The sequence below is a fragment of the Pseudonocardia sp. TRM90224 genome (assembly GCF_021245725.1).
GTDB lineage: Bacteria > Actinomycetota > Actinomycetes > Mycobacteriales > Pseudonocardiaceae > Pseudonocardia.
Window position 1 is genome coordinate 31528 of sequence record NZ_JAJGSX010000036.1, and the last position, 21896, is coordinate 53423.

Below are 21896 nucleotides of genomic sequence, written 5' to 3' on the forward strand. Positions count from 1 at the left end.
GGCTGCTCTCCGGGCGTGGGGCCGGCCTGCCGTTCGCGGCGTGGGCAGGCGGGCAGGCGATCGGGCTGGTGGAGCTGGCCGCGGCCACCGAGCGGATCGACCCGGTCGGCTTCACGCTCGACCAGCACCGGGCGATGGCCTCGGAACTGACTGCGGCCCGGCCCGTCGTGACCGCGGCTGCCACCGACGGCCGCACGAACGCGGTGATCACCCGCGTCCGGCTGATCGCACGGGAGCTGGGCCGCCCGATCGTCCTTGAGCTGTCCACCCCGCGCGGCACCGACCGCATGCTCGTCGAGCCGGACGGCACCCTGCACGGTGACCGCGACGGCGGCTACGCCGCGGCGCTGGCGACGCTCCCGCCGGAACTGCTCGCCGCCGCTGACAGCCATCGCCTCGATCTGCGCGCGCTGTTCGCGTCCGTGCCCGCGGGCGGGACGCTCGCCGCCGCTGTCCGTGATCGGCTCGCCGCCGCAGGCCACACCCTGACCGCGCCCGAGGTGACCTGGCCGGTCGCGATGTTCGGGCCGGGTGTCACGATGCACGTCGGCGGTACGACGGGCGGCGGCGGTGTCGCGGGTGGCCCGATCGCCGAGAGGGGATACAGCCCGGGGGACAACCGCCTGGTGGGCGGGGCGTTGCGGGCACTGTGGCAGGCGCGGCTCGAGCGTCGGGGCGGCGGGCCGGAGCACACCAGGGGCCCGCCGGAGGCGGGGCTGCGCGACGACGAGGAACTCGTCGTGCTGCCGGTCGCCGAGATCGTCGCGCAGCTGCGCAGCAGCGGTGTGCCGGCCAAGCGGGCGGCCGATCTCGCGCGTCGCCTCGTGGAGTTCTCCTGGCGGGACGCGGCGACCGGGATCGGCGTGATCGTCGTTCCGGTGCACCGGCTGGACGAGCTGCTTCGGCGGGGCCTGCTGGGGCGCGCCGTCGAGCACGCGCGGACGTTCCACCTCGACCCGAACACCCAGTCCGACCGGCGTGCGCACGACAGGCACGCCGCCGCGATCCTCGACGAGCTGCGCCGCGGCTGGCCGACCGGCCTTGCGGTCGGCGCTTTCGTCGTGGTGTTCCTCAAGGGGCTGGTCGGCATCAACCCGGAGCTGCGCGGCCTGCTGCCGGAGCCGTTCGACCTGTTCTCCCATGCCGGGAACCTCATCGGTGGCCTGGTCGTGGCCTACGCGGCGTACCGGATCCGGACCAGGTGGTCGCTGTCGTCGGGCGCGGGGATCTGGGTCCCGCCGGTCATGGTGGTCACCGCCGCGATCAACGCGATGACCGAGACCCGGTGGGGGGCGGGCCTCCTCGATGCGATCGGCCTGATTCCCGGCACGCCGGACCCGCTGGACCTCGTCTACAGCGTCGTGGCCGGCGGCGTGCTGGCCGCGGTCAGTTCGGGGCGGTCGGCGCGGGGCGAGCTGACCGGCCCAGCCACCGGGGCGCGGCGCCCGGCCCGGACAGCGCCGGTCCGAGGAGATCGGGATCGGGAGGCGGTGACATCCGCGCGCGAGCCGGGCGGCCCGCCCGCCCCAACGGCGCGGCGGACCGATTCGACGGCGTCGGAAACCAACGTCCGGTCGATACTGGGTACCGGTGTCGCGCTGCTGATCACCATGATCGTCGTGCTCGTCGATCTCGTGGCCAAGGCCGGCGTGGTCGGTGTGGTGTGGGTCGACGTCGGGGTGTTCCTGCCGTTGCTCTGGACGGTGGTGCTGCTGTCGTCGGCCGCGGTCGTGGCGCTGCACGTGAAGGGATTCCAGGGCGAGGGCGTACCCGCATGGTCCCGGCTGGTGGGAACGGGGCTGGCGGCCGGCGGGGTCGGCGCGTGGCTGCACGGCATTGCGACCGGTCTGCTGGACGGCCCGAACTGGTACCACATCGGTTTCCTGGGGGGCTACACCAGCGTCAGCGAGCTCGCCTTCGCAGTCGGGCTCACGATGCTGGCCTGGACGGGACATCCGTCGGCGCCCCGGGTGGGCCCGGCGTTGCGGGTGATCGCCGCGCTGGTCGGACCTGCGACGTTGGCGGCGAGCATGTACGTGCTCCCCGAGGAGATCCGCGTCGTTCAGCTGATGGCGCTGTTCGGCCTGACCGCGCTCTGGCCGATGAGCGACGAACCGTCCGGTGCGTCCCATGACGGCGACCGCGGGCCCCGTGGCCCACCCGGGGGCGGTCGGGCGTCCGCCCCGGACAGGCAGTCGGGAGCGGCCGCCCGGACCGTCGGAACCCGGACGACCGGGACGGCGGCTGACAGAGCGGCGGCTGAGCAGCGCCGTGCTGAGCAGCGCCGTGCTGGGCGCGCGGACGAGCTGGACGCGCCGCTGCCGTGGCCGCTGCGGATCGCGGCGTGGGTCGTGGGCGTCTCCGTCGCGACGCTGCTGATCGCATCGGTGGTGTGGGTGACGTCGGCCAATGCGTCGTCGGAGACGGCAACACTGGTGTGGTCGGTCGGGACGGCGGTCGTCGCGGGCACCGCGGGCGGGATCGTCATCGGGCTGTGGCGGCCCCTCGTGCACCCGTACACGTACAAGCCCACGCCCGTCTTCCACGGTGTGGGCCGGCTCCACCTGGGCCTGGAGCTGGAGATGAACACCCGGCGGGGCTCCCGCCGCACGGCCGCCACCCACGCGCTCCGGCGATTCGGTGAACTCGCCTACCTCAAGCACGACTCCTCCATCCGGCGCGGCTTCGAGATCGTCACGCACCCGATGACCTACGACTGGGCGATGGAGCACCTCCCGTGGGACGTCCTCATCGAGCTGGCCCAGCTGGGGGGCGACGCGAGTGGTGTCGGGCTGCACGTCCACCTCAGCCGTGCCGGGTTCGACTCCCCGGCCCACGTCCACCGGTGGATGAAGCTCCTGTATCGCAACGAGCACGAGCTGATCCGACTGGCTCGGCGGCGCTCCGACTACGCGAAGTTCGACCCTGAGGCCCGGCGCAACGTCAAGGCCTACGCCGAGGGTCTGCGCGGCCCCAAACGCCACCGGGCGATCAACACGAACAACCGCGACACGTTCGAGCTGCGGATCTTCGCCGCCTCGCTGGACCCGCAGCAGGTGCAGGCCGCGTTGGGGCTGGCGGCGGCGTCGGTCGAGTACACGCGGGAGCTGTCGGTCGCGGACATCGTGCACCGCCAGGGCTGGCAGTGGCCGGCGTTCCTGTCCTGGCTGCGCGAACGGCCCGAGTACGGCCCGCTCGTGCGGGAGGCGACTCGGGTCGCCGCCACCCGCGGTGGACGGACCGGGGCCGGCCCGCCGTCGGGCAGCGGCCCGGCGCGCGGCTCGACGGGCGGGCCCGCCACCGACGGGGGCGTTCGCGGGGGAGCCGCGCCGGAAGGGCCGCTGCTACGGGTGGCGACGCCGCGCAGCGCGACCGGCCGGCTGTGGCGCCCGGAGGTGCCGCGCGGCCCGCCGGCGGTCGTCCGCACCTGGATCGGGCTCTGGGGCAGGGCCGCGCGGGCCGTGGGAATCGCTGTCGGGGCAGCGCTGCTGGTCGCGGTGCTGGCCGTCGGCGCGCCCGCGCACGCCGATGGCGCCGTCGGGCCTGAGTTCACGGCGCCCGCGAACACCACGGCAGGTGTGGAAGCCGCCGGGCTCGGGGTCAGCTTCGCGGAGCTCGACGCCGCGAACGACGGCCGGTTCAGCGGGCCGGACGAGCAGATCGGCGGCCAGTCGCTGGTTGCGCCGGCGAGCTGGTCCGGCGTGTGGATCACGCAGCCGGGTGACTCCTACTGGCGGATCTACGTCGAGCGGTTCGCCGACCCGACCGGCTACGAGCTGGCACTGCGCCGGGACGCCGACCCGGAGCTGATCCGCCCCGACGACGAGCACCGGGTGGCGCCGGCGCCGGCCGAATCCGCGGCAACTGTCGCAGAGACCCCGTTGCCGCACACCTGGACACCGGCCATCGAGGAGCCGACCGGCGGGACATCGGCGACCGATGCGGACGAGCAGCCGGTCGGGTCGGCCGCTGGTGGCCTCGCCGGGTTCGCCGGACCGCTCCTGCTGGCGGCCGCGTTCGCGGGCGTCCAGGCGCTGCGCAACCGCGCACGCCGATCGCCTGCGGGGCCGGGCAGTGGCGGCCGGATCGGTGGGCTCGTCGCGGGGGCGGGCACCGGACTGCTGACCGGTGGGTTGTCGGGGATATTCGGATCCCCGGGGTCGGCGGTGCTGGCGGGTGCGGTCGTGGCGGCGACCGCCGTGTTGGCCGCGGTGCGGCCGGCGCGGACACCGTGGCGGCCGCGGGCGCCGCCGTTCGCGTTGTGGGCGGCCGTCGGGTTCGCCGCCGTGCTGGGCGCACTCGCCGCGTGGGACGTCGCAGGCCGGGCCGGGCCGGTACTGGCCGGGCAGTCGGGTCTGACCGGGCTGAAGGCGCTGCTCTACCCACTGATCCCGGCCGGGCTGGTGTACCGGTATGTGCTGCGCCGCCAGCACGCGAACCAGGCCGACGGCATGCAGACCCGGCCGCGGTGGGCGGCGTGGAAGTCGGCCGCCGCGGTGTACCTGATCACCGCCGCGTACGGCGTTGCGACCGCGTTCGGCTGGTCGTTCGTGCCGGCGTGGCTGGCGCCGATGATCCCGTGGCTGGTCCCGGTCGTGGTGGGGATCGCGGTCGCCGGCGTGCAGAGCAAGGACATCGGCCGCACGCGGGGGATCAAGTCGGTCGTGTCGGGTGCGCAGGCGGCGGTGGTCGTGGTTGTGGCCGGGTGGCTCGGCGGTACGGCCGGGCCGGGCGCTTGGGGTGCGCTCATCGAGGCGGCCGCGGTCTCCGCGGTCGCCATGGCGGCGGCGTCTCCGACCGTTCTCGCGGAGTACGTCAACAGCGCGGTCGGCCCGATCGGGGAGCGGGTCAGCCGCCGCAACGCCGACCGGGCGGAACGGACCGGGGCCGGTGACCAGTTGCGTAGCGCGTTGGTCGCGTGGGTCGAGTGGCGGGCGTTCCCGCCCATCGACACCCGGTTGCTGTGGCGCAAGGGGCTCGACTCGGTGCTGTCGCGGCTCTCCCTGGTCGTGATCAACCTGGCGTGGCTGCATCCGGACGCCGTGGCGCACGAGTCGTGGACGGCCGTGCTGCTGCGGTTCACGGCGGTCGCGGTGAGCGTCTTGGCCATCAACAAGCTGGTCCGGGACCCGGACGAGGTCCGTGCCGGGTTCTACGGCTTCAAGAGCACCCGGCAGCTGCGGCAGCCGGACCGCCCGTCGCGGTGGCTGTGGTGGCGCGGCGACCGGCTGCACCAGCGTGTCGTCGCGTACGCCGAAGCCCTGGACGCGCTGCTGGCGGCCACCGGCATCACCGGCGGCCTCGACCGGGACCTTGCCGCCCGGCTGGCCGCGGCGCTGTGGGCGTCGATGACGGCCGAGCTGGCGGAGCCGGCGAGCAAGTGGGAGCCGCTCCCGGATGCGTCGCAGATCCGGCGTGCCGTGGAGCGGGAGCGGGCCGCGGCGAGAGTTCGTCGGGAGCAGCACGTCGAGACGATCGTCCGGGTGGTGCCGGTGCTGGCCGCGGATCCCGCGGCGTTGGCGCTGCTGGCCGAGCACCTGCGGCGGGAGGGGCGGCCGGGCGACGCCGAGATCGTCGACTTCCAGCGGATGTTCGGCGAGGAGCTGTGGAAGCGGTTCGACGGTGCCGATCCGGCGTCGAGCCGCATCTGGTGGGAGCGGCTGGTGGCAAAGCTCGCCGAACGGCAGCAACTGCGTGCGGACCACCTCGCCGGCCCGTGGCGGGCGCTGCTGGTGGTGCTGAAGCGGCACTACCTGGACACCGATCAACACACGCACCCGAACCTGGAACGGGCCCGCATCGCGCTGCGCGTGCTGAACCCTGAGATGCGGGGCCGGGACAGGCCGCGGTCCGATCCGCTGGAGGCGGTCGCCCAGCTGGCCGCGCAGCATGCGCGCAGCATCGACGGCAACTCGGCGGCGTGGCCGGGTGCGAGGCCGCTCGCGGCCGGGATGCGGTTGCTGGTCTCGGCGGCGCTGCTCGTGAAGGAGGTCGAGCTCAGCCGGCGTCAGCGACGGGAGTTGCGCGAACGGTGGCGGGAGGCGATGAGCGCGGCCGTCAGGACGGCCCCGAGCTCACAGCCGGGCACGCTGCTGGAGCGGTTGCTGCTGCTGGCCGGCCAGCAGCGCGCGCTCACCCCGACCGAGCTGGCCGACCGCCACGGCGGCACGGACTGGGCGGGATCGCTCGCCGCGCTCGCCGCGACCGAGGCGGCGGTCGGCAATCCGACCGTCGGCTACCGCGCCGACCCCGTGCTGGTGGAGCTGTGGCGGACGGCGCAGCCGCGGCTGCGGCACGCGATCCGGTCGAACGCTCTGCTGCTGCCCGGCGGCGCGCCGCTGACCGGCAAGGACGTCGACGGGCTCAAGGATCTCCTGCGCGCCGGCGACCTGGCGTTCCGGCACTGGCGGGACGGCTGGGTCGACGACGCCGGGATCGCCTGGCGCCGCGTTCGTGGGCTGGGATACGTGTTCCTGCACTCGGCCGGCCGGCGCAGCTGGCCCCGGCCCGCCGATCAGGCCGCGGCACCGATCCGCATGGCCGTCGCCATCGGCGAGGTAGCCCGGCAGCGGTGGCGCCACGCGGTGGTGCCCGGCCGGTGGCAGCTCCGGCTGCATGCGCTGGTGCGGGCGACGATTGCGGCGGACCGCGGCTACGTCGTGGCGCTGCGTGCGGCAGCGGAGCGCGAGGCGCTGGAGTCCGCCCGGCTCGGGCAGGTCGAGGCGTACGCCCGGCTCGCCGAGGCCAGGGCGGCTGCCGTGGCCGAGATGGTGGAGGTCGGCTCGTACCCGCACCAGATCAGCGGGGCGCTGCACGGCGCGAACGCGGCGCTCCAACACGCCCCGGGAGCCGACCCGCTGCCGCCGACCGTCGCGCAGGCGCTGCGGGAGAGCACCCGCGAGCTCGGCTCCGCCCGCCGCCGTCTCGCCCACCTGCGGCCCGGTGCGGACCGGGGCGCGATGCTGGTGGCGGCCAGGGTGCTGCTCGAACGCCACGATCTGCTGCAGGACCGGGCTTGGGACGCCAAGCTCAACCGCGACCTCGGCGGTTGGCTGATCATGGAGGCGGCCCGGAAGGCGGCCCGCAAGCTACGAGCCGCGAACGCCGACCTGTTCCGGCCGGGCGCACTGCCGGCCGGCGATGTGACCCGGTCCGAGCCGGGCATGGCCGCGACCTCCCGGCGCGGTCTGGGCAGGCGGGCCAACCAGGACGCCGCGGCGCTGGCGACCCTGCCGGACGGTAGCCGGTTCGCGATCGTCGTCGACGGCGTCTCCAGCTACCCCGATTCGGACGGCGCCGCCACCCGGTTCGCTGCAGCCTTCCGGGCCGAGATCACGAACCCGGCCGTGGCGGGCCGCACGCCCCGGCAGGCGCTGCGCGCCGCGCACGAGGCCGCACTGGCGGCGATGACCAGCCGGTACACGGAGGAACGAGGCCACGCCGCCGTGGCCTACCTGGCCGCGTACGTCGGCACCGACAACGCCGTGACGACCATCCACGCCGGTACCGCGCGCGCCTACTTCCTGACCGACGACCCGGCCGGCGGCCGAGAGCTGACGGCCGACCACACCCGCGGCGGGGACATCACCGACGGCGGCGTCATGACCCGGTGGGCGGCAAGCGACTTCCAGCCAGACCCCGCCGTCACCGAGTTCGCGGCGTCGCAGCAGGGGCTGCTGGTGATTGCGACGGACGGGCTGTGGCGCCACCTGCGCACTCCGGGCGACCTCGTCGGAGCGCTGTCCGATGGCGCGTCCACCACGCCGGTCGAAGCCGCCGGCCAGCTCGCCGACGCCGTCCGGTCCGCCGGCGGCCGCGACGACCACACGGTTGCCGCCGTCATCGCTCTCGGGCCTGGTGGCAGCGGCGACTCGACCAGCGGGACCGCCGCGATCGGTGACGGTCGCCGAGCCGCGCGGGTGATGGCGGCGGACGCCGCGGCGCTGCGGGCCGCCGGGGTGCCGCTGAACCGGGCGCGGTTCCGACACCTGCCGCGCGGCCCGCCGGGAGTCCCCGACGCGTCGATCGTCGTGGTTCCGGCGGCGATGCGCTCCGCCGGTGCGGAGGGCGTGCTGGCGTTCGGCTGGTACGAGGGCGGCGTCGTGCTCGTCTTCGACGACACCCTGGCCGAGATCGACCGGCGGATCGGGGCCGGACAGCTCACCCGGTCGTGGTGGGCCGAGCTGTTGCGGCACGAGAACCGGTTCCATCTGTCCGGCCGTGCCCACCGCGAGGACGTGCACGACGCGGACGTCGCACGTCTGGTCGGCCGGCTCCTCGGAACGGGCGACACCGTGCTGGGTTCCGCATGGCGGCCCGGCCTTCGCCTGCCCGTCGTGCATCACCACGACCACAAGCCCGTGCCGGTGTTCCACGGCACCGGCCCGTTGTACCTCGGCCTAGAACTGGAGATCACGACCCGACCGGGCTCGGTGCCCGGCGCCAGCACACTCGCCGCCAGCCACCTCGGTGATCTGGCCTACCTCAAGCGCGACGCCTCCATCGACGCCGTCGGCGAGGGCTTCGAGATCGTCACGCACCCCATGTCGTACTCCTGGGCGCTGGCGAACTTCCCGTGGGCCGTGCTCCCCGAGCTGGAGCGGATGGGCGCAGGCGGCGCCGGCCTCGGGATGCACGTCCACATCAGCCGCGCGGCGTTCGACTCGCCGGAGCACGTCGACCGCTGGTTCGCACTGCTGCTCGGCAACCGGGACCAGCTGACCAGGCTGGCGCGACGCACGTCGGACCGGTACGCGAGGCTCACCGAGACCGAAGGGGTGAGCGTCTGGGCGTCGACCCGGAACCGGGGGATCAACAGCCAGAACGCCGACACGTTCGAGCTGCGGGTCTTCGCGAGCACGCTGGACCGGCAGCAGGTGCAGGCCGCGCTCGGGCTGGCAGCGGCGTCGGTCGAGCACACGCGCTCTTCGGGGCGCGGCGCGAGCTGGTCGGAGTTCCTCCAGTGGCTGGCCGAGCACCCGCAGTACGCGCCGCTCTCGCGCGAGATCGTCCGCCTCGGCGCGGACGTCACCGCGAACGCTCTTGACGGTCCTCGGCGCAGGACGGCAGGCGGATGGCTCCGCCGTCGGCAGGGACCGAACAGCGGATCGCTGGCCGACGTCAAGGGCTTCGAGCTCACGGGACGGTCGAAACGCAGGTTCGAGCGCAGGCTGAGGGCCTGGACCGCGTCCGGCTTGCGGCTGGACGTCGGCGCGCAGCCGTTCGGCGCGCGCGGCCCACCCCTGGTGCTGGCCTTCAGAGCCGCCTTCCCGGATGAGCCCGGTGTGGTGGCCTACACCTGGCACGGCGGCGGCAGGCCGGTCGTCGTGATGTTCGCCGAGGTGTACGACGAGATCCGCGAGCTGCAAGCATTCGGGTTGGCCCCCGACTTCCTGGAGCGGGTGCTCGCGTTCGAACGCACCTTCCGGGTGGAGGGCAGGGGCACCGAGCGCGACCGGCGGGCGCAGGCCGAGGCCCTGCTCGCCGAGCTGCACCGGGCCAGAGCCGCACGCACCTTCGTACCGCTGTCCTCGAACTGGCCCGATGGCTGGATGGCGCCCGATCTGGGGGAGCGCGCTCCGGACGGCGTCGGCCGCGTCGTCCGGGTGACAGGGCACCGCATGGACGGACGGAGGCATGCGGTCGTCGGGACCGGGTCCGGCTTCCTGGTCGCGGTCGCGGGCTCGCGCGGCTACGTCCTCACCAACCAGCACGTCGCGACACCGGACCCGAGCGAGCGGGTCGACGCCCTGTTCGTCGAGCTGGCGGGTCCGGACGGGATCATCGCGGTCCCCGCGGTGGCCGTGGACCGCCCCGCGCTGACGACGCTGGCCGACGCGCTCGTCACGAGCGGGGCGGTCCGGGTCGTGGGCGCCGCCGAAGGCGCGGAGGGCCTGACCGAGCTGTACGGCCACGAGGTCGGGCGGGCCGCGGCCCAGGTCGACCTCGCGCTCCTGCGCATCGAGCACCCGGACCTGGCCGCGCTCGACCTCACGCCACTGGTTTTGGGGGACACGCCGGCGGCGGGCACCCGGCTGACCTTCCTGGGCTTCCCGAGCACCACAATCCCGGTCGTCGGGGATCGGGGTGGAGTGGAGCACGTCCGCACCCGTGGCCGGCAGCTCGTCGTCGCCGGCGGTGTCGTCGAAGCCGGCAGGGACACGGCCGCTCGGGAGCCCGTGCACCGTCTGAACCTCTACGCCACGGGCAACCCCTGGGCGGTCGAGGGCAACTCCGGCGGTGCGGTCATCGCCCGCGTCGACGGGGCCGACGGGCCGCGCGAGCATCTCGTCGGCGTCTACTGGGGCGAGGACGTTCTCGGCTACCCCTTCGGTGAGCAGCGGTTCGTCGCGGCGGTGGGTGTTCGTGCTGTGCGCGCTTTCCTGGCAGCCAGCGGGCTGGACGTCGCCGCTGGGGCGTTGGGCTCCGGTCCGAGCGAGGTCCCGTCCTCCACGGGCGCGCGGGGAAGGTGGTCCGCGACTCCTGCCGACCTCGCGCGGATCCGGGCCGAGATGGTTGTGCACCCCGACGGGCTCGGCGTGATCATCCTGCCTGCGGACGACCCCGCGCGCGGCTACGCGCTCGACCTGCGGGGACACCGCGACGACCTGACGCTGGTCATGCACGCCGACGAGGACGGGTTCTTCTGGCCTGCGCGCGACGGACAGGTGCGGGTGAGCCCGGAGCAGGTGGCGAACCTGCTGGGGGCGCGACCGGAGATCTGGTGGTGGGGCGAGCAGCGGGAGGAGCCGGAAGCCGCAGGCGGGGCGTTGGTGGTGTGCGGTTGTTCCGCCGGCGCGGACATCGACGTGGCCGCACGGTCGCTGGCGTCCGTCTTCGGGGTTCCGGTCATCGCACCGACGGACGAGGTGTGGGTGTCCGCCCCGGACGAGCACGGGGTTGCTTCCGTCGAGACGGCCGGTGGTTGGGTGCGGGTGGAACCGGACGGCTCTGCGAGCCCGGTGGACCAGCCGCAGGCGTTGACGGCCTCGGCCGGAGCCGGCGAGGCGAACCTGCTGAGGCTGGGCCCACCGGGTCTGCGGGGCGAGGTGGACCCGCGCGCGCCGACGGTGCGACTCGGTCGGCAGCCGGTGGCTGGGCCGCTCGGTCTGCCGTCCGGGTGGTGGCCGGGGGTGCGGCAGCGGCGGGCTTGGAAGCGGGCGGCCCGGACGCCCGAGGCGCCGGGCGGGCTCGACCTGGTGCTGCGTGCGGTGCTGGCGGTCCACCTGGCCCGAGGCGCCGGGCTCGCGCTGGACGGCGACCCGCGGCGTGGGGTGCCGGCCCGGATCGCGGGGTCACCGCGGCTGGCCGCACTGGCGACGCACCTGGCTGGTTCGCCGGCCGGCGAGCTGGGCCGGCTGGTCGGGGAGTGGGCGGCCGTCGGGCTGATCGCGGTGCGGTCGGACGCGCAGGGCCGGGTGGCCGTGCCGTCCCGCATGCTGCGTGCCCTGCTGGCCCGCGCGCCGCCCGAGTTCGTGGCCGCGCTGGTGCGCAACCCGGCCGCGGTGCTCGGCCGGCCCGACCTCGGCGAGCTGCCGGTGGACGAGCTGGCCGCGGCCGTCGTCGCCGGGTTGCGGGATGCGGCCGCGGGACCGGCCGCCCGGACCGGACCGATCGCGAGGATCGCCGACCGGCTGCGCGGCACCCGGGCACGCGTGTGGGCGGCGCGGATGTGGGTGGCGCTGCCGCGCGCGGTGCAGCGTGGTGGACGCCGGCTGGTGGCCTCCGGCATCGGGCATCCGGGCTGGCTGACGTTCGAGTACGAGCGCCGGGCCTACTTCCCCGTCCTGCAGACGCTTGTCGTTCTGGGCGTCGGGACGCTCTTCGGCCCTGTTGCCGCGGCGGCCGTCCTGCCCCTGGTGTTCCTGTTCCCGCACTGGAAGCTGCCGCGCCCGGACGGCGTGCTGAGGGCGGGCTCGTGGCCGAAGCGGGCCTGGCGGTACGTGCGGCAGCTGCGGTGGGAGCGTGGTGGCGCGATCGCCTGGTCGATGCCGTTGTGGAAGGTGGCGGCGGTGCGGGTGCGGCTGGGCCCGATCCTGGAGCTGGAGATCAGTGGGTCCGGTGATCTGCTGCTCGGCCACGTCGGCGACTCGGAGTCGATCGGGTTGCGGGAGCACGTGCGCAGCAAGTGGCCGGCCGCGGTGCTCCCGGTGCACAGGGTGTCGCTGACGCTGATCGTGTTCGGTGTCGTCCGGATCGCGCTGTTCGTGCAGGAGTTCACCCTTGTTGGGGTCAACCTCGCGCCGGTGGCGGGTGTCGCGGCGCCGAAGGTGAGCGGCTTCCACCCCGTGCGCCGGTTCGTCGGCTGGGTGCTCTCCTACGACTGGGGCTGGTCGACCAAGACGGTCAACGGCTACCCGTTCTGGCAGTCGGGTCTCGGCATCGGGCTGGTGGACGGTCCGATGGTGGAGTTCCGACGCTCGCTGCGGACAGCGGTCGTGCGGGTGCTGGGGCGGGAACGCCGGATCGACTTCTTCCAAGGCCCGGAACGGGTGGTGCGGCGGGCCCTGTCGGCGGTGGGACGACTGATCGGCCGGGCGCTGCCGGCGCGGTACCGAGGGCGGGCGCGAGCGTGGCACGCCGACCGGGCCGATCGACACCGCACGAAGCACGCCGGACGGCTGCTGCGCCGGATCGAAGTGGAGCTGCTGCGAGCCGGCGAGCTCGAGCAGAAGCTGGCGCGGCCGTACGTCCCCGGTCCCGCCCGACGGGTGGCGACGCGGCTGCGCGTGGCGGCGCTCGACCGGGCGCTGACCCTCGTCGAGGCACGGCGGGCGGCGCGCCTGGAGCGGGCTCGCGACCGGGTCCGTGCGGCGATCGTCGAGAACCAGCGCCGCGCGCAGGAGATCCGCACCTACCTGGCCGCCCTGCCCGGAGCGACGACGGGCCGCGCGCCGCCGGCCGGCTGGGACGTCGTGCGGCGGGTGCTGGCGGCGTTGCCGTGGCGTGGCGGGGTTCGCGTCGTGCTGGTCGTGCTCGTGGTGGTCGCGATCGTCGCGCTGATCGCGGGATCGGCGTGACGCGCACGCCGTCGCCGCCTCCGCGGCGCTGTGGTGGCCGTTCGGGACGGTGCGGCGGCGCACCCGGCGGTCGCGGTGAGCCCGAGGGAAGCGAGTTCGGCGACATGACCGACTGCTGGTCTCGTTGCTGACCGCGGCCCGCCGGCAACGTGCTCGCGGCGCTCGCCACCGACTACGCCCTGTTGCTCGTCGGCCGGGCCGTCACCGCGCTCGGCGCCGTGGGTTACCTCCCGGCCGTGACACTCGTCGCGAGCCGGTTGCTCGGCCCGGACCGGCACGGCCGCGCGGTCGCGATCGTGTTCGGCGGGTTCGCCTCCTCGCTGGTCCTCGGCGTTCCCGTCGGGAACCTGCTGGGCGAGGCAGCCGGGTACCACGCGGTGTTCGGGCTGGTCACCATGTTGTGCGTCGCAGCGGCGGCGGCCGTGCGGCTGCTGCTCCCGCCGTCGCGCTGCTGCTGTCAGGCAGTCACCGCGACCTGTCCGGCATTCGCCCGACATGAAGGCGGTGCTTCTTCCATGAGGATTCCTGAGAACGGATTTCCGGATGAGAAGGGGTCGTGAAGTGACTGGAGTTGTGGGGCGACTGGCCGACAGGCTGGTCGCCGTCGTGGCGCCGAGGTTGTCGGCACGCGCCGCTTACCAGGTCAATTGTGTCCGGTGTTCCGACTACGGTGAGGGCTGGCTCGTCCACCGCGACTGCATTCGCGGGGTTTGCGAGCCGTGGAGTCTCGTTCCTGGGACGTACTGCGGCTACTGCGTGGACAAATGACCTGCTGAAGACCCTCAGGGAACGGGGTGAACGGCACCTTCAAACGCACGCGGCGAGCAGAAGCGCTGTTCACGCCGAACAGCCCGGCCGGGGATGATCGCGGGCGTAGTCGCCGATCATGCCTCGGGCCGGCCGTCGGCGCGGTCGCGTGCGTTGCCCTTGCCGCGCTGGTCGGCCGGCTGAGACGGCGATTCGTGGTGGTCACCGTTCGCGGCGACAGCATGGAGCCGGCACTCCGCCACGGTGATCGCGTGCTGGCCGACCGCGCAGACATGAGCGCCGTCCGGGTGGGCGACATCGTCGTACTGGAACCGGGTCGCGCCACGAACCGGTCCACGGCGTACTGGATGATCAAACGGGTGGTAGCGGTCGCAGGCGACCGGGTGCCGCCCGGATCCGTGCCGGCGAGGTCCGCCGCCCGTGACACCGTCGTGCCGTGCGGCATGCTCGTCGTCGCCGGTGACAACGCCGCGGCCAGCAGCGATTCCCGCCAGCTCGGCTACTTCCCCATCGAGGGTGTTCTCGGCGTGGTGCGGCGGTAGGAACCCGCGGGGGCGCGCCGCTCGCGCGGGGGCGCCGTCGGCGGGTCGGGCGCGCGGGAGTCGACCAGCAGCAGACCGGCCACCCGGCCCGAGAGGCCGCGGTGCCCGCGCGACCAGAACACCGCGAGCGGGCTCACGAAGAGCAGCAGGCCGGCGAACCCGCCTGCGGCCGGCACGAACGTGTTGAGGCCGCTGAGCAGGAAGTAGCCGAACGACCCGAACAGCAGCGCCGTCACCGCGCGGGCGCCCGGCGGGGAGGCGTCGAGCCGGGTCCAGCGCAGCCGGACGGCTCGCTGGCCGATCGTCGCTGCGCCGGGTGTGAGCATCGGGACTGCCAGCAGCAGCACGGCCGGCACCCATGAGCCGAGCACTGCGGCGATCGGGGCGTCGTACGGCTCCTGCCAGGTCTCCGGCCCGCCGAAGACCAGGGCGATGGCGTTCGTGAGCGCTACGAGGACACCGCCGAGCAGCCCGACCGACATCATGTCGACGACCATGCCGAGCAGGCGGCGACCCGCGGTGACGGGCCGCGGCGCGTCGGCCGGCAACCGGTGGTGGCGGCGGGTGAGCAGGCCGAGCAACGGGGCCAGCACGATCCCGACGACCGTGCCGAGCGTGTTGGCGATCAGGTCGTCGACGTCGAAGACCCGGTAGGGGCACGGGAAGAGGAACCAGTTGCCCGTCAGCTGCGTGAACTCGACGAGCAGCGAGACGCCGAACCCGATCGCGACGGTCGCCGCGACCCCGCGCCCGAACCAGTGCCGCAGGTAGGCGCCGAGCGGCACGAACAGCGCGACGTTGAACACCGCCTGCTGGACGGCCGGGTTCACCAGCAGCCCGTGGATGCCCGGGGCGGCCTGCTCCTTGCGGATGTCTGCGAGGAACCGCAGCGGGTCGAGCTGCGGGTGGCGCAGCGCGGGGTGGGCCGCGCACCACGCCTCGTCGAGCTGGGGGAGCGGGAGCAGTGTGTAGGTGAGGATCGCCAGCCCGTAGACCACGAACCCGAACGCGACGAGCGCCGGCCCGAACCCGACCTCCCCGCGGGTGCGGTAGCTGCGGAAGACGAACGGGACGAGCAGCAGCACGGCGAGCAGCGTCCCGCCGAACACCGCGAGCAAGGCCGGGATCAGCTGCGACGACATGGGTGGCAGTCAAGAGCGCCCGCGGAGCCGTTGTCACGCAAGATCGCCGGATCAGGTGGCCAACTTCCCCACCGTTTGCCAACCTGCACACCGTTTTGCCCGTGCAAGTTGGCAAAACGGTGGGGGCCTTGCTGCCCGGTGTCCAGGATCTCCCCACCGTTTTGGGTGGATGCGCGCCAGATCGGCGCGCATGTGCCCAAAACGGTGGGGAAGTTCGGGCCGTCAGGGGGTGATGTGCCACTGGCGCCCGTTGCCGCGCAGCAGCCGGCCGAACCGCAGCTCGGGGAAGTGCGCGCCCACCCCGACGACGCCGGGCTGCTCCAGCTCCCGCCAGAGCAGCTCGCGGGTGCGGTCGGCGAGCGCGGTGTCGACGTCGGCGAGCGAGTGCCAGGTCGGCTCGTCCAGTTGGACGGGGCAGGTCACGGCGTCGCCGAGCAGCAGCGCCCGTTCCTGGCCGGACGAAACGACAACGCAGAGGTGGCCCGGCGTGTGGCCCGGCGTGAGCTGCGCGGTGATCCCCGGCGCGACGGCCCGGTTGTGGTCGATCGGCCGCAGCCGCGAGGTGTGCTGCAGAAAACCCTTCCGGATGTGCGGGACCATGTGGCCGCTGCCGTCGACGAAGTGGGCGTGGTCGCCGGCGCCGAACCAGATCGTCGCTCGCGGGAAGACCGGCGTGCCGGCGAGGTCGAAGAGCCAGCCGACGTGGTCGGTGTGCAGGTGCGTGCAGATCACGTCGGTGATGTCGGCGGTCGTGACGCCGAGCGCGCGCAGGCCCGTCAGCAGCTGGCCGCCGAGCAGCCGCATGCCCAGCGGCAGGTCCTCGGCCTGCGGGCCCATCCCGGCGTCGACGAGCACGACCCGGTCGCCGGATCGGACCAGGAAGCAGCCGATCGGCAGCCAGGCCGTCCCGTCGCGGTCGAAGAGCTCCGGGTGGGCGTCGGCGCCGACGTGCGTGCCGAAGTAACCCGGCGCGGCGACGAAGGTTCCGTCGGCCACGGGGTGCAGGTCGATGTCGCCGATGCGCATGTCTGATCCTTTCCCGTTCGGATCAGCTGTACACGTTGTGTTCGTTCACGCGCAGTGGCCCTGCCGCAACGGTGTGCTCTTGCGGTGAATAAGGTCGAGGCGGACGATGTCGGCAGTTGCTGGTTGAGCGAACAGCCACACGTTCCGACCCTCGAGGACGCGGGAGTACGTGATGGCAAGTGGCGTTGTGAGCAAGCGGATCGGGCTCAAGGGACACGAGTCCGTGACCGCGGCACGGCTGTTGCAGGAGTTGCCCGACGGTGGCCGCGACGCCATCCACGCCTACCGCAGAGCCGTCTGTGCGCGGCTCGACCGCTCGGGCCGGCTCGTCCGGGCGGAGCACGATCTCGGCGCCACCCAGATCGGCCTGCGGGTCGTCGGTGCGCCCGACCTGCTCGTCGTGTGGCGGATCGACACCGGTTGGTACTACCTCGACTTCGCGCTCGGCCGCCCGCTGCTGCGGCCCACCGCCTACCTGGCGGCCGACGATCCGGCCGACCGGCTGCTCCCGGCACCCCAGCAGGCGGCGGCGTGGGTGGCCTCGCTCGCCGACGGCCTGCGGACCGGCACCATCGACGCGCCGCCAGCACTCACCGCGGCGCTCGCGCCCGTCCTGCTCGACCGGCTCGGCGCCTTCCACTCCGAGTCGCCCGAGTACTTCCTCTAGCCGCCCGTCAACTTCCCCACCGTTTTGGGCACATGCGCGCCGATCTGGCGCGCATCCACCCAAAACGGTGGGGAGATCCTGGACACCGGACAGCAAGCCCCCCACCGTTTTGCCAACTTGCATGGGCAAAACGGTGTGCAGGTTGGCAAAACGGTGGGGAAGTTCGGTCAGAAGAGCGACGGGGCGGCCCCGATCTGGTACTCGACACCCCGCCCGGCGCCGTCGCCGTCGCTGATCTCGAGGGTGAACGTCACGCGCTCGGGTGCCGCGGTGTTGTGCTCGCCGGGCTTCCCGAGCTTGCGGCTGATCCACGCGGAGACGTCCTTCGCGCCATCCGGCGAGATGACGGCAGCGAACTTGCCGAACAGCTCGACCGCCTCCGCCCGGTCGGGGGTGCGGAAGCGGAACGTCGCGAGGGAAGTGCCCTTGCTCAGGTCGCCGCCGATCACCGGTGAGGCGTTGATCGACCGGAAGTAGAGCGGCTTCTGCGCGCAGCTGGTCGACTTGCTCTCGCTGTCCTCGCACGTCATGTCGTTGGCCTCGGCGAAGGCCTTGATGGACGAGATCTGCACCTTCGGCATGGTCGTGGTGATCGCGGCGGTGGCGTCGAAGATGGTCAGCGCCTTCACGTCGGGCGCCACCATCTCGAACTTGCCGCCCTTCCCGAACGTCGGGGCGTAGGTCAGCGCCAATCCCTCGACGGTCGCGTCCGGCGTGGCGTCCTGCCGCACCCAGCCCTGCACCGCACCCAGCTGCGGCTCGTCGAGCGTCTTCGCGAGCATCCCGGAGATCACCTCGTCGATCGCCTGCTTGGTCAGGCCTTCGCCGTCCGTCTCGGTCGGGGAGACGTTGACGATCATGCCGCCGGTGCTGCCGTCGGGCCGCTCCTGCAGCGTGATGGTGTGCGAGACCCCGCCGCTCAGCCGGGCGAAGCACTGCCACACCGGGGTGGGCTCGAGCGAGCTCGGTCCGCACTCGTAGTCGGCGGCGCGCAGCGCGACCAGCACCGACTCGACCGGTTTGGTGGTGACGGACGACGGCGACGCGGGGTCACTCCCCGTCGCGGCCGGCTGCCCGGCGACCTGCGTCGTGCAGGCCGCGAGCAGCAGCGCCGCCACGAGCGTCGACGCGATCGGAATTGCTCGTGCACGGCCCACGGCGATGTTCTCCTTCGTTGTTCTGCGTCAGCGCCGACCGATCCTACGAGCTGTCCTTTCGGACTGCTCCATGAGCCAGGCGGTGCGTACGTTTCCGCGGGCGCAACCACCCGCACTTGATCCAGACACTTGCCTGTGGCTGTCCTGTAGTGACACATCGTGCCTGGTCAGACACGGGTCTAGAACGCTAGGGACCTGTCAGGTGGCTTATAGGAACTGTTCAGAGTTGCCCCCCGGCTGATCGTTAGCCTTCGCACGCATCCGGGCCGTTCGGTATCCGGTGCATATTCCGCAACTTCTGACTAGGGCGTTTCATGCCCGTGTCCCGGATAGGGGGCTTCCAATGACTGGGGCAGGTCAGCTCGTCCGTTCCGGGGTGTACGTATCGATCACGGGCGCCGCGACGGTGGTGTTGCTCAGCGTGAACCTGCGCCCGGCGATCACGTCCGTCGGATCGGTCGGCATGCAGATACAGGCGGCGCCCGGGATGTCACCCGCGGCGTACGCCGTGCTCGTCTCGGCGCCGCTGTGGTGCTTCGCGGTCGGCGGCAGCCTGGCATGGGGGCTGCGTGCGCGGTGGGGGACGAACCCGGTGGTCGGCGGCGCGTTGGCGGCGCTCGCCGTCGCGCTCGCCGTGCGTGTTGCGGGAGGCCCGTTGCTCTTGCTCGGCGGGTCCGTGCTCGCCTGCGTGGCGATCTCCGTGCTCGGTGCGCTGCTGCCGGTGATCGTGCAGGCCGGCGCGCCACAGGAGCGCGGGACCCGCATGGTCTGCCTGACCACCGCGCTGGGCGTCGGGAGCTCGGCCGGCGCGCTGGTGACGCCCGTGGTCGCGGCACAGAGCAGCTGGCAGACGGGCGCCGCGTGCTGGGCCCTGCTCGCCGCAGCCGGCTGGGTCGTCTGGCGGATCTCGGCCGAGGCGGTCAACCCGCACGACGTCCCGCGCGCAGGCTCCACCGTCGGTCCGCGCGCGTTGCGCCCACGCGGCACGGTTGTCGCGCTGACCCTGCACTTCGGGGCGCTGTCCGGGGTGACGTTCACGCTGATGGGTTGGCTCACCGGCATCCTGCAGGACCGGGCGGGCCTGCCGGCCGGGATCGCGAACCTGCACTTCGCCGTCGTGATGGTGCTCGGCATCCCGGTGTCGCTCGCGGTGCCGATCCTCGCGAAGCGGGCCCGTGACCAGGTCGGGTACATGGCCGGGTTCGCCGTGGTCGCGGCGCTGGGTGTGGTCGGGATGCTCGTGCTGCCGAGCGAGTTGCCCTGGTTGTGGACGGTCCTGCAGGGCATCGGGATGGGTTCGGTCGCGCTCGCCCTCACGGTGATCACGATCCGCTGCGGCGGCGACCGGGACGTCGGTGCCGGACTCTCGTCGGTCGTGCAGGGCGTCGGCTACGCGATCGCCGCCGCCGTCGCGTTGGGCGTCGGGCTCGTGCACAGCGCCACCCGGAGCTGGCAGTGGGCGCTGGTCGCGCTGCTCGCCGTCGTCGCCGCGCAGCTCGTCTCCGGCTTCGTCGCCGGCCGCAGCACCACCGTCACCGCTGACCGCTGACCGCTGACGCCAACTTCCCCACCGTTTTGTGCACTTGCGCGCGTTTTCGGCGCGCATCCACCCAAAACGGTGGGGAACTTCTACCTGACGAGGCCGAGCCACTCGCTGTAGAACAGGCCGAGCCCCAGCGCCGCGCAGATCGCCGCCATGAGCCAGAAGCGGATGATGACGGTCGTCTCGGCCCATCCGGCGAGCTCGAAGTGGTGGTGGAACGGCGCCATCCGGAACATCCGCCGCCCGGTGCTCTTGAACATCACCACCTGGATCGCGACGGAGAGCGTCTCGGCGACGAGCACCCCGCCGATCACGAGCAGCAACAGCTCGGTGCGGGTGACGATGCAGATCCCGGCGAGCAACCCGCCGAGCGCGAGCGAGCCCGTGTCGCCCATGAAGATCTTGGCGGGGGCGGCGTTCCACCAGAGGAACCCGATGCAGGCGCCCATCGCGGCGGCGGCCACGACGGCGATGTCGAGCGGGTCGCGCACCTCGTAGCAGCTTGGGGCTTCGACCAGGGAGCACAGGTTGCGGTACTGCCAGAACCCGATGATCACGTAGCTGCCCAGCGCCATCGCCGAGATGCCCGCTGCGAGTCCGTCGAGCCCGTCGGTGAGGTTCACCGCGTTCGACCAGGTCGCGACGATCAGGTTGCAGAGCAGGACGAAGCCGATCGCGCCGAGCGTGAGCATGGGGATGTCGCGGACGAACGAGATCGCGGTGGAGGCCGGGGTGAGCCCGCCGCCGTCGGCGATGCGCAGCGCGAGCACACCGAACACCGTTGCCGTCAGCGTCTGCCCGACCAGCTTGGACGTCACGCCGAGCCCGGTGTTGTGCTTGCGGCGCAGCTTGAGGAAGTCGTCGGCGAACCCGACCGCGCCGAGCGCGGTGGTCAGCAGCAGCACGAGGATCGCCGACCAGGTCATCGGCGTGCCGGTGACGAGGTGCGCGCCCGCGTAGCCGGCCCAGAGCGCGAGCACGATCCCGACGCCGCCCATCGTGGGCGTCCCCCGCTTGCCCAGGTGGCTCTCCGGGCCGTCGCTGCGGATCTCCTGCCCGAAGCCCCGCCGCGCGAAGAACCTGATCACGTACGGGGTCAGCAGGATGGACAGTGCCAACGCGATGCCGGCAGCGATGAAGATCCCCCGCACCTCGACCCCGTTCCGTCGCCTGTCGCTCAGCCGGATCCTCTCGCGATCACGGCAGCGGGCCTCAACCGGGGCGTCGTCGCGCTGCGGATCAACCAGGGCTCAGCAGGAACTCCGCGACCACGGGCGCGAGCGCCTCGGGCGGCACACCGTGCCAGCCGCCGGCGAGGCGACGGAGGATGCCGGCCGGCAAAGCTCGCGCGACGGCCGCGGTGCCGCTGGTGATGTCCTCGGTGGTGCCGGTGCTGTCGAGCACCACGGTCGACGTCGGTACGGCGCGCAGCGTGTCGAACGTGAGCGTGTCGGAGATCGCGCAGTCGTAGAGCAGCGTCGGCGCGACCGGTGCGAGCGCTGGCAGCAACGGCGCCATCTCCGCGAGGATCTCGGCGGGCACGCCGATCGCGGTGAGGAACGTGCGCACGGCGCCGTCGCGGTCGCCGGCCGCGAGCAGCTCGGCGATCCCCGCGGTGAACGCCGTGTCGGGCGGCTCGCCCTCCGCGCGGACCGGTGGCTCGAACAGCGCCATCCGCTCGATCGGCACGCCGGCCGCCGCGGCGTGCAACGCCAGCAGCGCGCCCGAGGAGAAGCCGTAGACGTGCGCGCTGCCGCCGGCGGCCTCGATGATCGCCGCGAGGTCGTCGATCTCGCGCTCGACGGCGTACGGCGTGGTGTCGCCGCTGCTCCCGCGCCCGCGCCGGTCGTAGGTGTGGACGGTGAAGTCCGCCGCCAGCAGCTCGCCGAGTCTGCGGATGTTGTCGAAGCCGGAGAACCCCAACGCCGGGTCGATCATCACGAGCGCCGGTCCGCTGCCCGACCGCTCGACGGCGAGCGTCGTCCCGTCCTTCGACGTGATCTTCATGCCGGCCTCCTCAGTACTGGTCCGT

Annotated in this window: 10 protein-coding genes (1 of these 10 running past the window's edge); 5 read left to right on the forward strand and 5 right to left on the reverse strand. The window is 73.1% G+C overall.

The window, feature by feature from the left end; translation table 11 throughout:
• From LL648_RS33735 to LL648_RS33745, 3 genes are all read left to right on the forward strand, one after another.
• A protein-coding gene (locus tag LL648_RS33735; protein WP_232666869.1) for a preprotein translocase subunit SecA crosses the window boundary here: on the forward strand, positions 1-13019 show its 3' end. Its footprint begins 20419 nt before the window's first position; 13019 of the gene's 33438 nt are visible here — the last part of the coding sequence; its start codon lies off the left edge, out of view; its stop codon occupies positions 13017-13019.
• Positions 13020-13168: 149 nt separating this feature from the next.
• Positions 13169-13579, forward strand: coding sequence for an MFS transporter (locus LL648_RS33740; RefSeq protein ID WP_232666870.1), 411 nt, complete (start codon positions 13169-13171; stop codon positions 13577-13579).
• Positions 13580-13954: 375 nt separating this feature from the next.
• Positions 13955-14329, forward strand: a complete 375-nt coding sequence (locus LL648_RS33745; protein WP_255687106.1) for a S26 family signal peptidase — start codon at positions 13955-13957, stop codon at positions 14327-14329.
• On the opposite strand, the gene LL648_RS33750 is transcribed toward LL648_RS33745, so the two are convergent.
• Together LL648_RS33750 and LL648_RS33755 are read right to left on the reverse strand one after the other, a co-directional pair.
• Positions 14287-15471, reverse strand: coding sequence for a VanZ family protein (locus LL648_RS33750; RefSeq protein WP_232666872.1), 1185 nt, complete (start codon positions 15469-15471; stop codon positions 14287-14289). The two genes, LL648_RS33745 and LL648_RS33750, sit on opposite strands and share 43 nt — an antisense overlap.
• A gap of 222 nt (positions 15472-15693) precedes the next feature.
• On the reverse strand, positions 15694-16497 hold the full coding sequence (locus LL648_RS33755; protein ID WP_232666873.1) for an MBL fold metallo-hydrolase: 804 nt from the start codon (positions 16495-16497) through the stop codon (positions 15694-15696).
• 172 nt (positions 16498-16669) lie between these two features.
• On the opposite strand from LL648_RS33755, the gene LL648_RS33760 reads away from it, so the two are divergent.
• A complete protein-coding gene (locus LL648_RS33760; protein WP_232666874.1) occupies positions 16670-17164 on the forward strand; it encodes a hypothetical protein in 495 nt (164 codons plus the stop codon).
• A 167-nt stretch (positions 17165-17331) separates the two neighbouring features.
• On the opposite strand, the gene LL648_RS33765 is transcribed toward LL648_RS33760, so the two are convergent.
• Positions 17332-18321, reverse strand: a complete 990-nt coding sequence (locus LL648_RS33765) for a hypothetical protein (protein WP_232666875.1) — start codon at positions 18319-18321, stop codon at positions 17332-17334.
• A 343-nt stretch (positions 18322-18664) separates the two neighbouring features.
• Between LL648_RS33765 and LL648_RS33770 the strand changes: the two genes are divergently transcribed.
• Complete coding sequence (locus LL648_RS33770) at positions 18665-19870, forward strand: MFS transporter (protein WP_232666876.1); 1206 nt, start codon at positions 18665-18667, stop codon at positions 19868-19870.
• 80 nt (positions 19871-19950) lie between these two features.
• Here the strand turns inward: LL648_RS33770 and mraY are convergent, their stop codons facing one another.
• Both mraY and LL648_RS33780 read right to left on the reverse strand, forming a co-directional pair.
• The gene (mraY, locus tag LL648_RS33775) at positions 19951-21015 is read right to left on the reverse strand and encodes a phospho-N-acetylmuramoyl-pentapeptide-transferase (RefSeq protein WP_232666877.1); all 1065 of its coding nucleotides are present in this window, start codon (positions 21013-21015) and stop codon (positions 19951-19953) included.
• Between the two features lie 88 nt (positions 21016-21103).
• Positions 21104-21871: an alpha/beta fold hydrolase gene (locus LL648_RS33780; RefSeq protein WP_232666878.1), complete on the reverse strand. Its 768-nt coding sequence runs from the start codon at positions 21869-21871 to the stop codon at positions 21104-21106.
• Positions 21872-21896 lie beyond the last annotated feature (25 nt).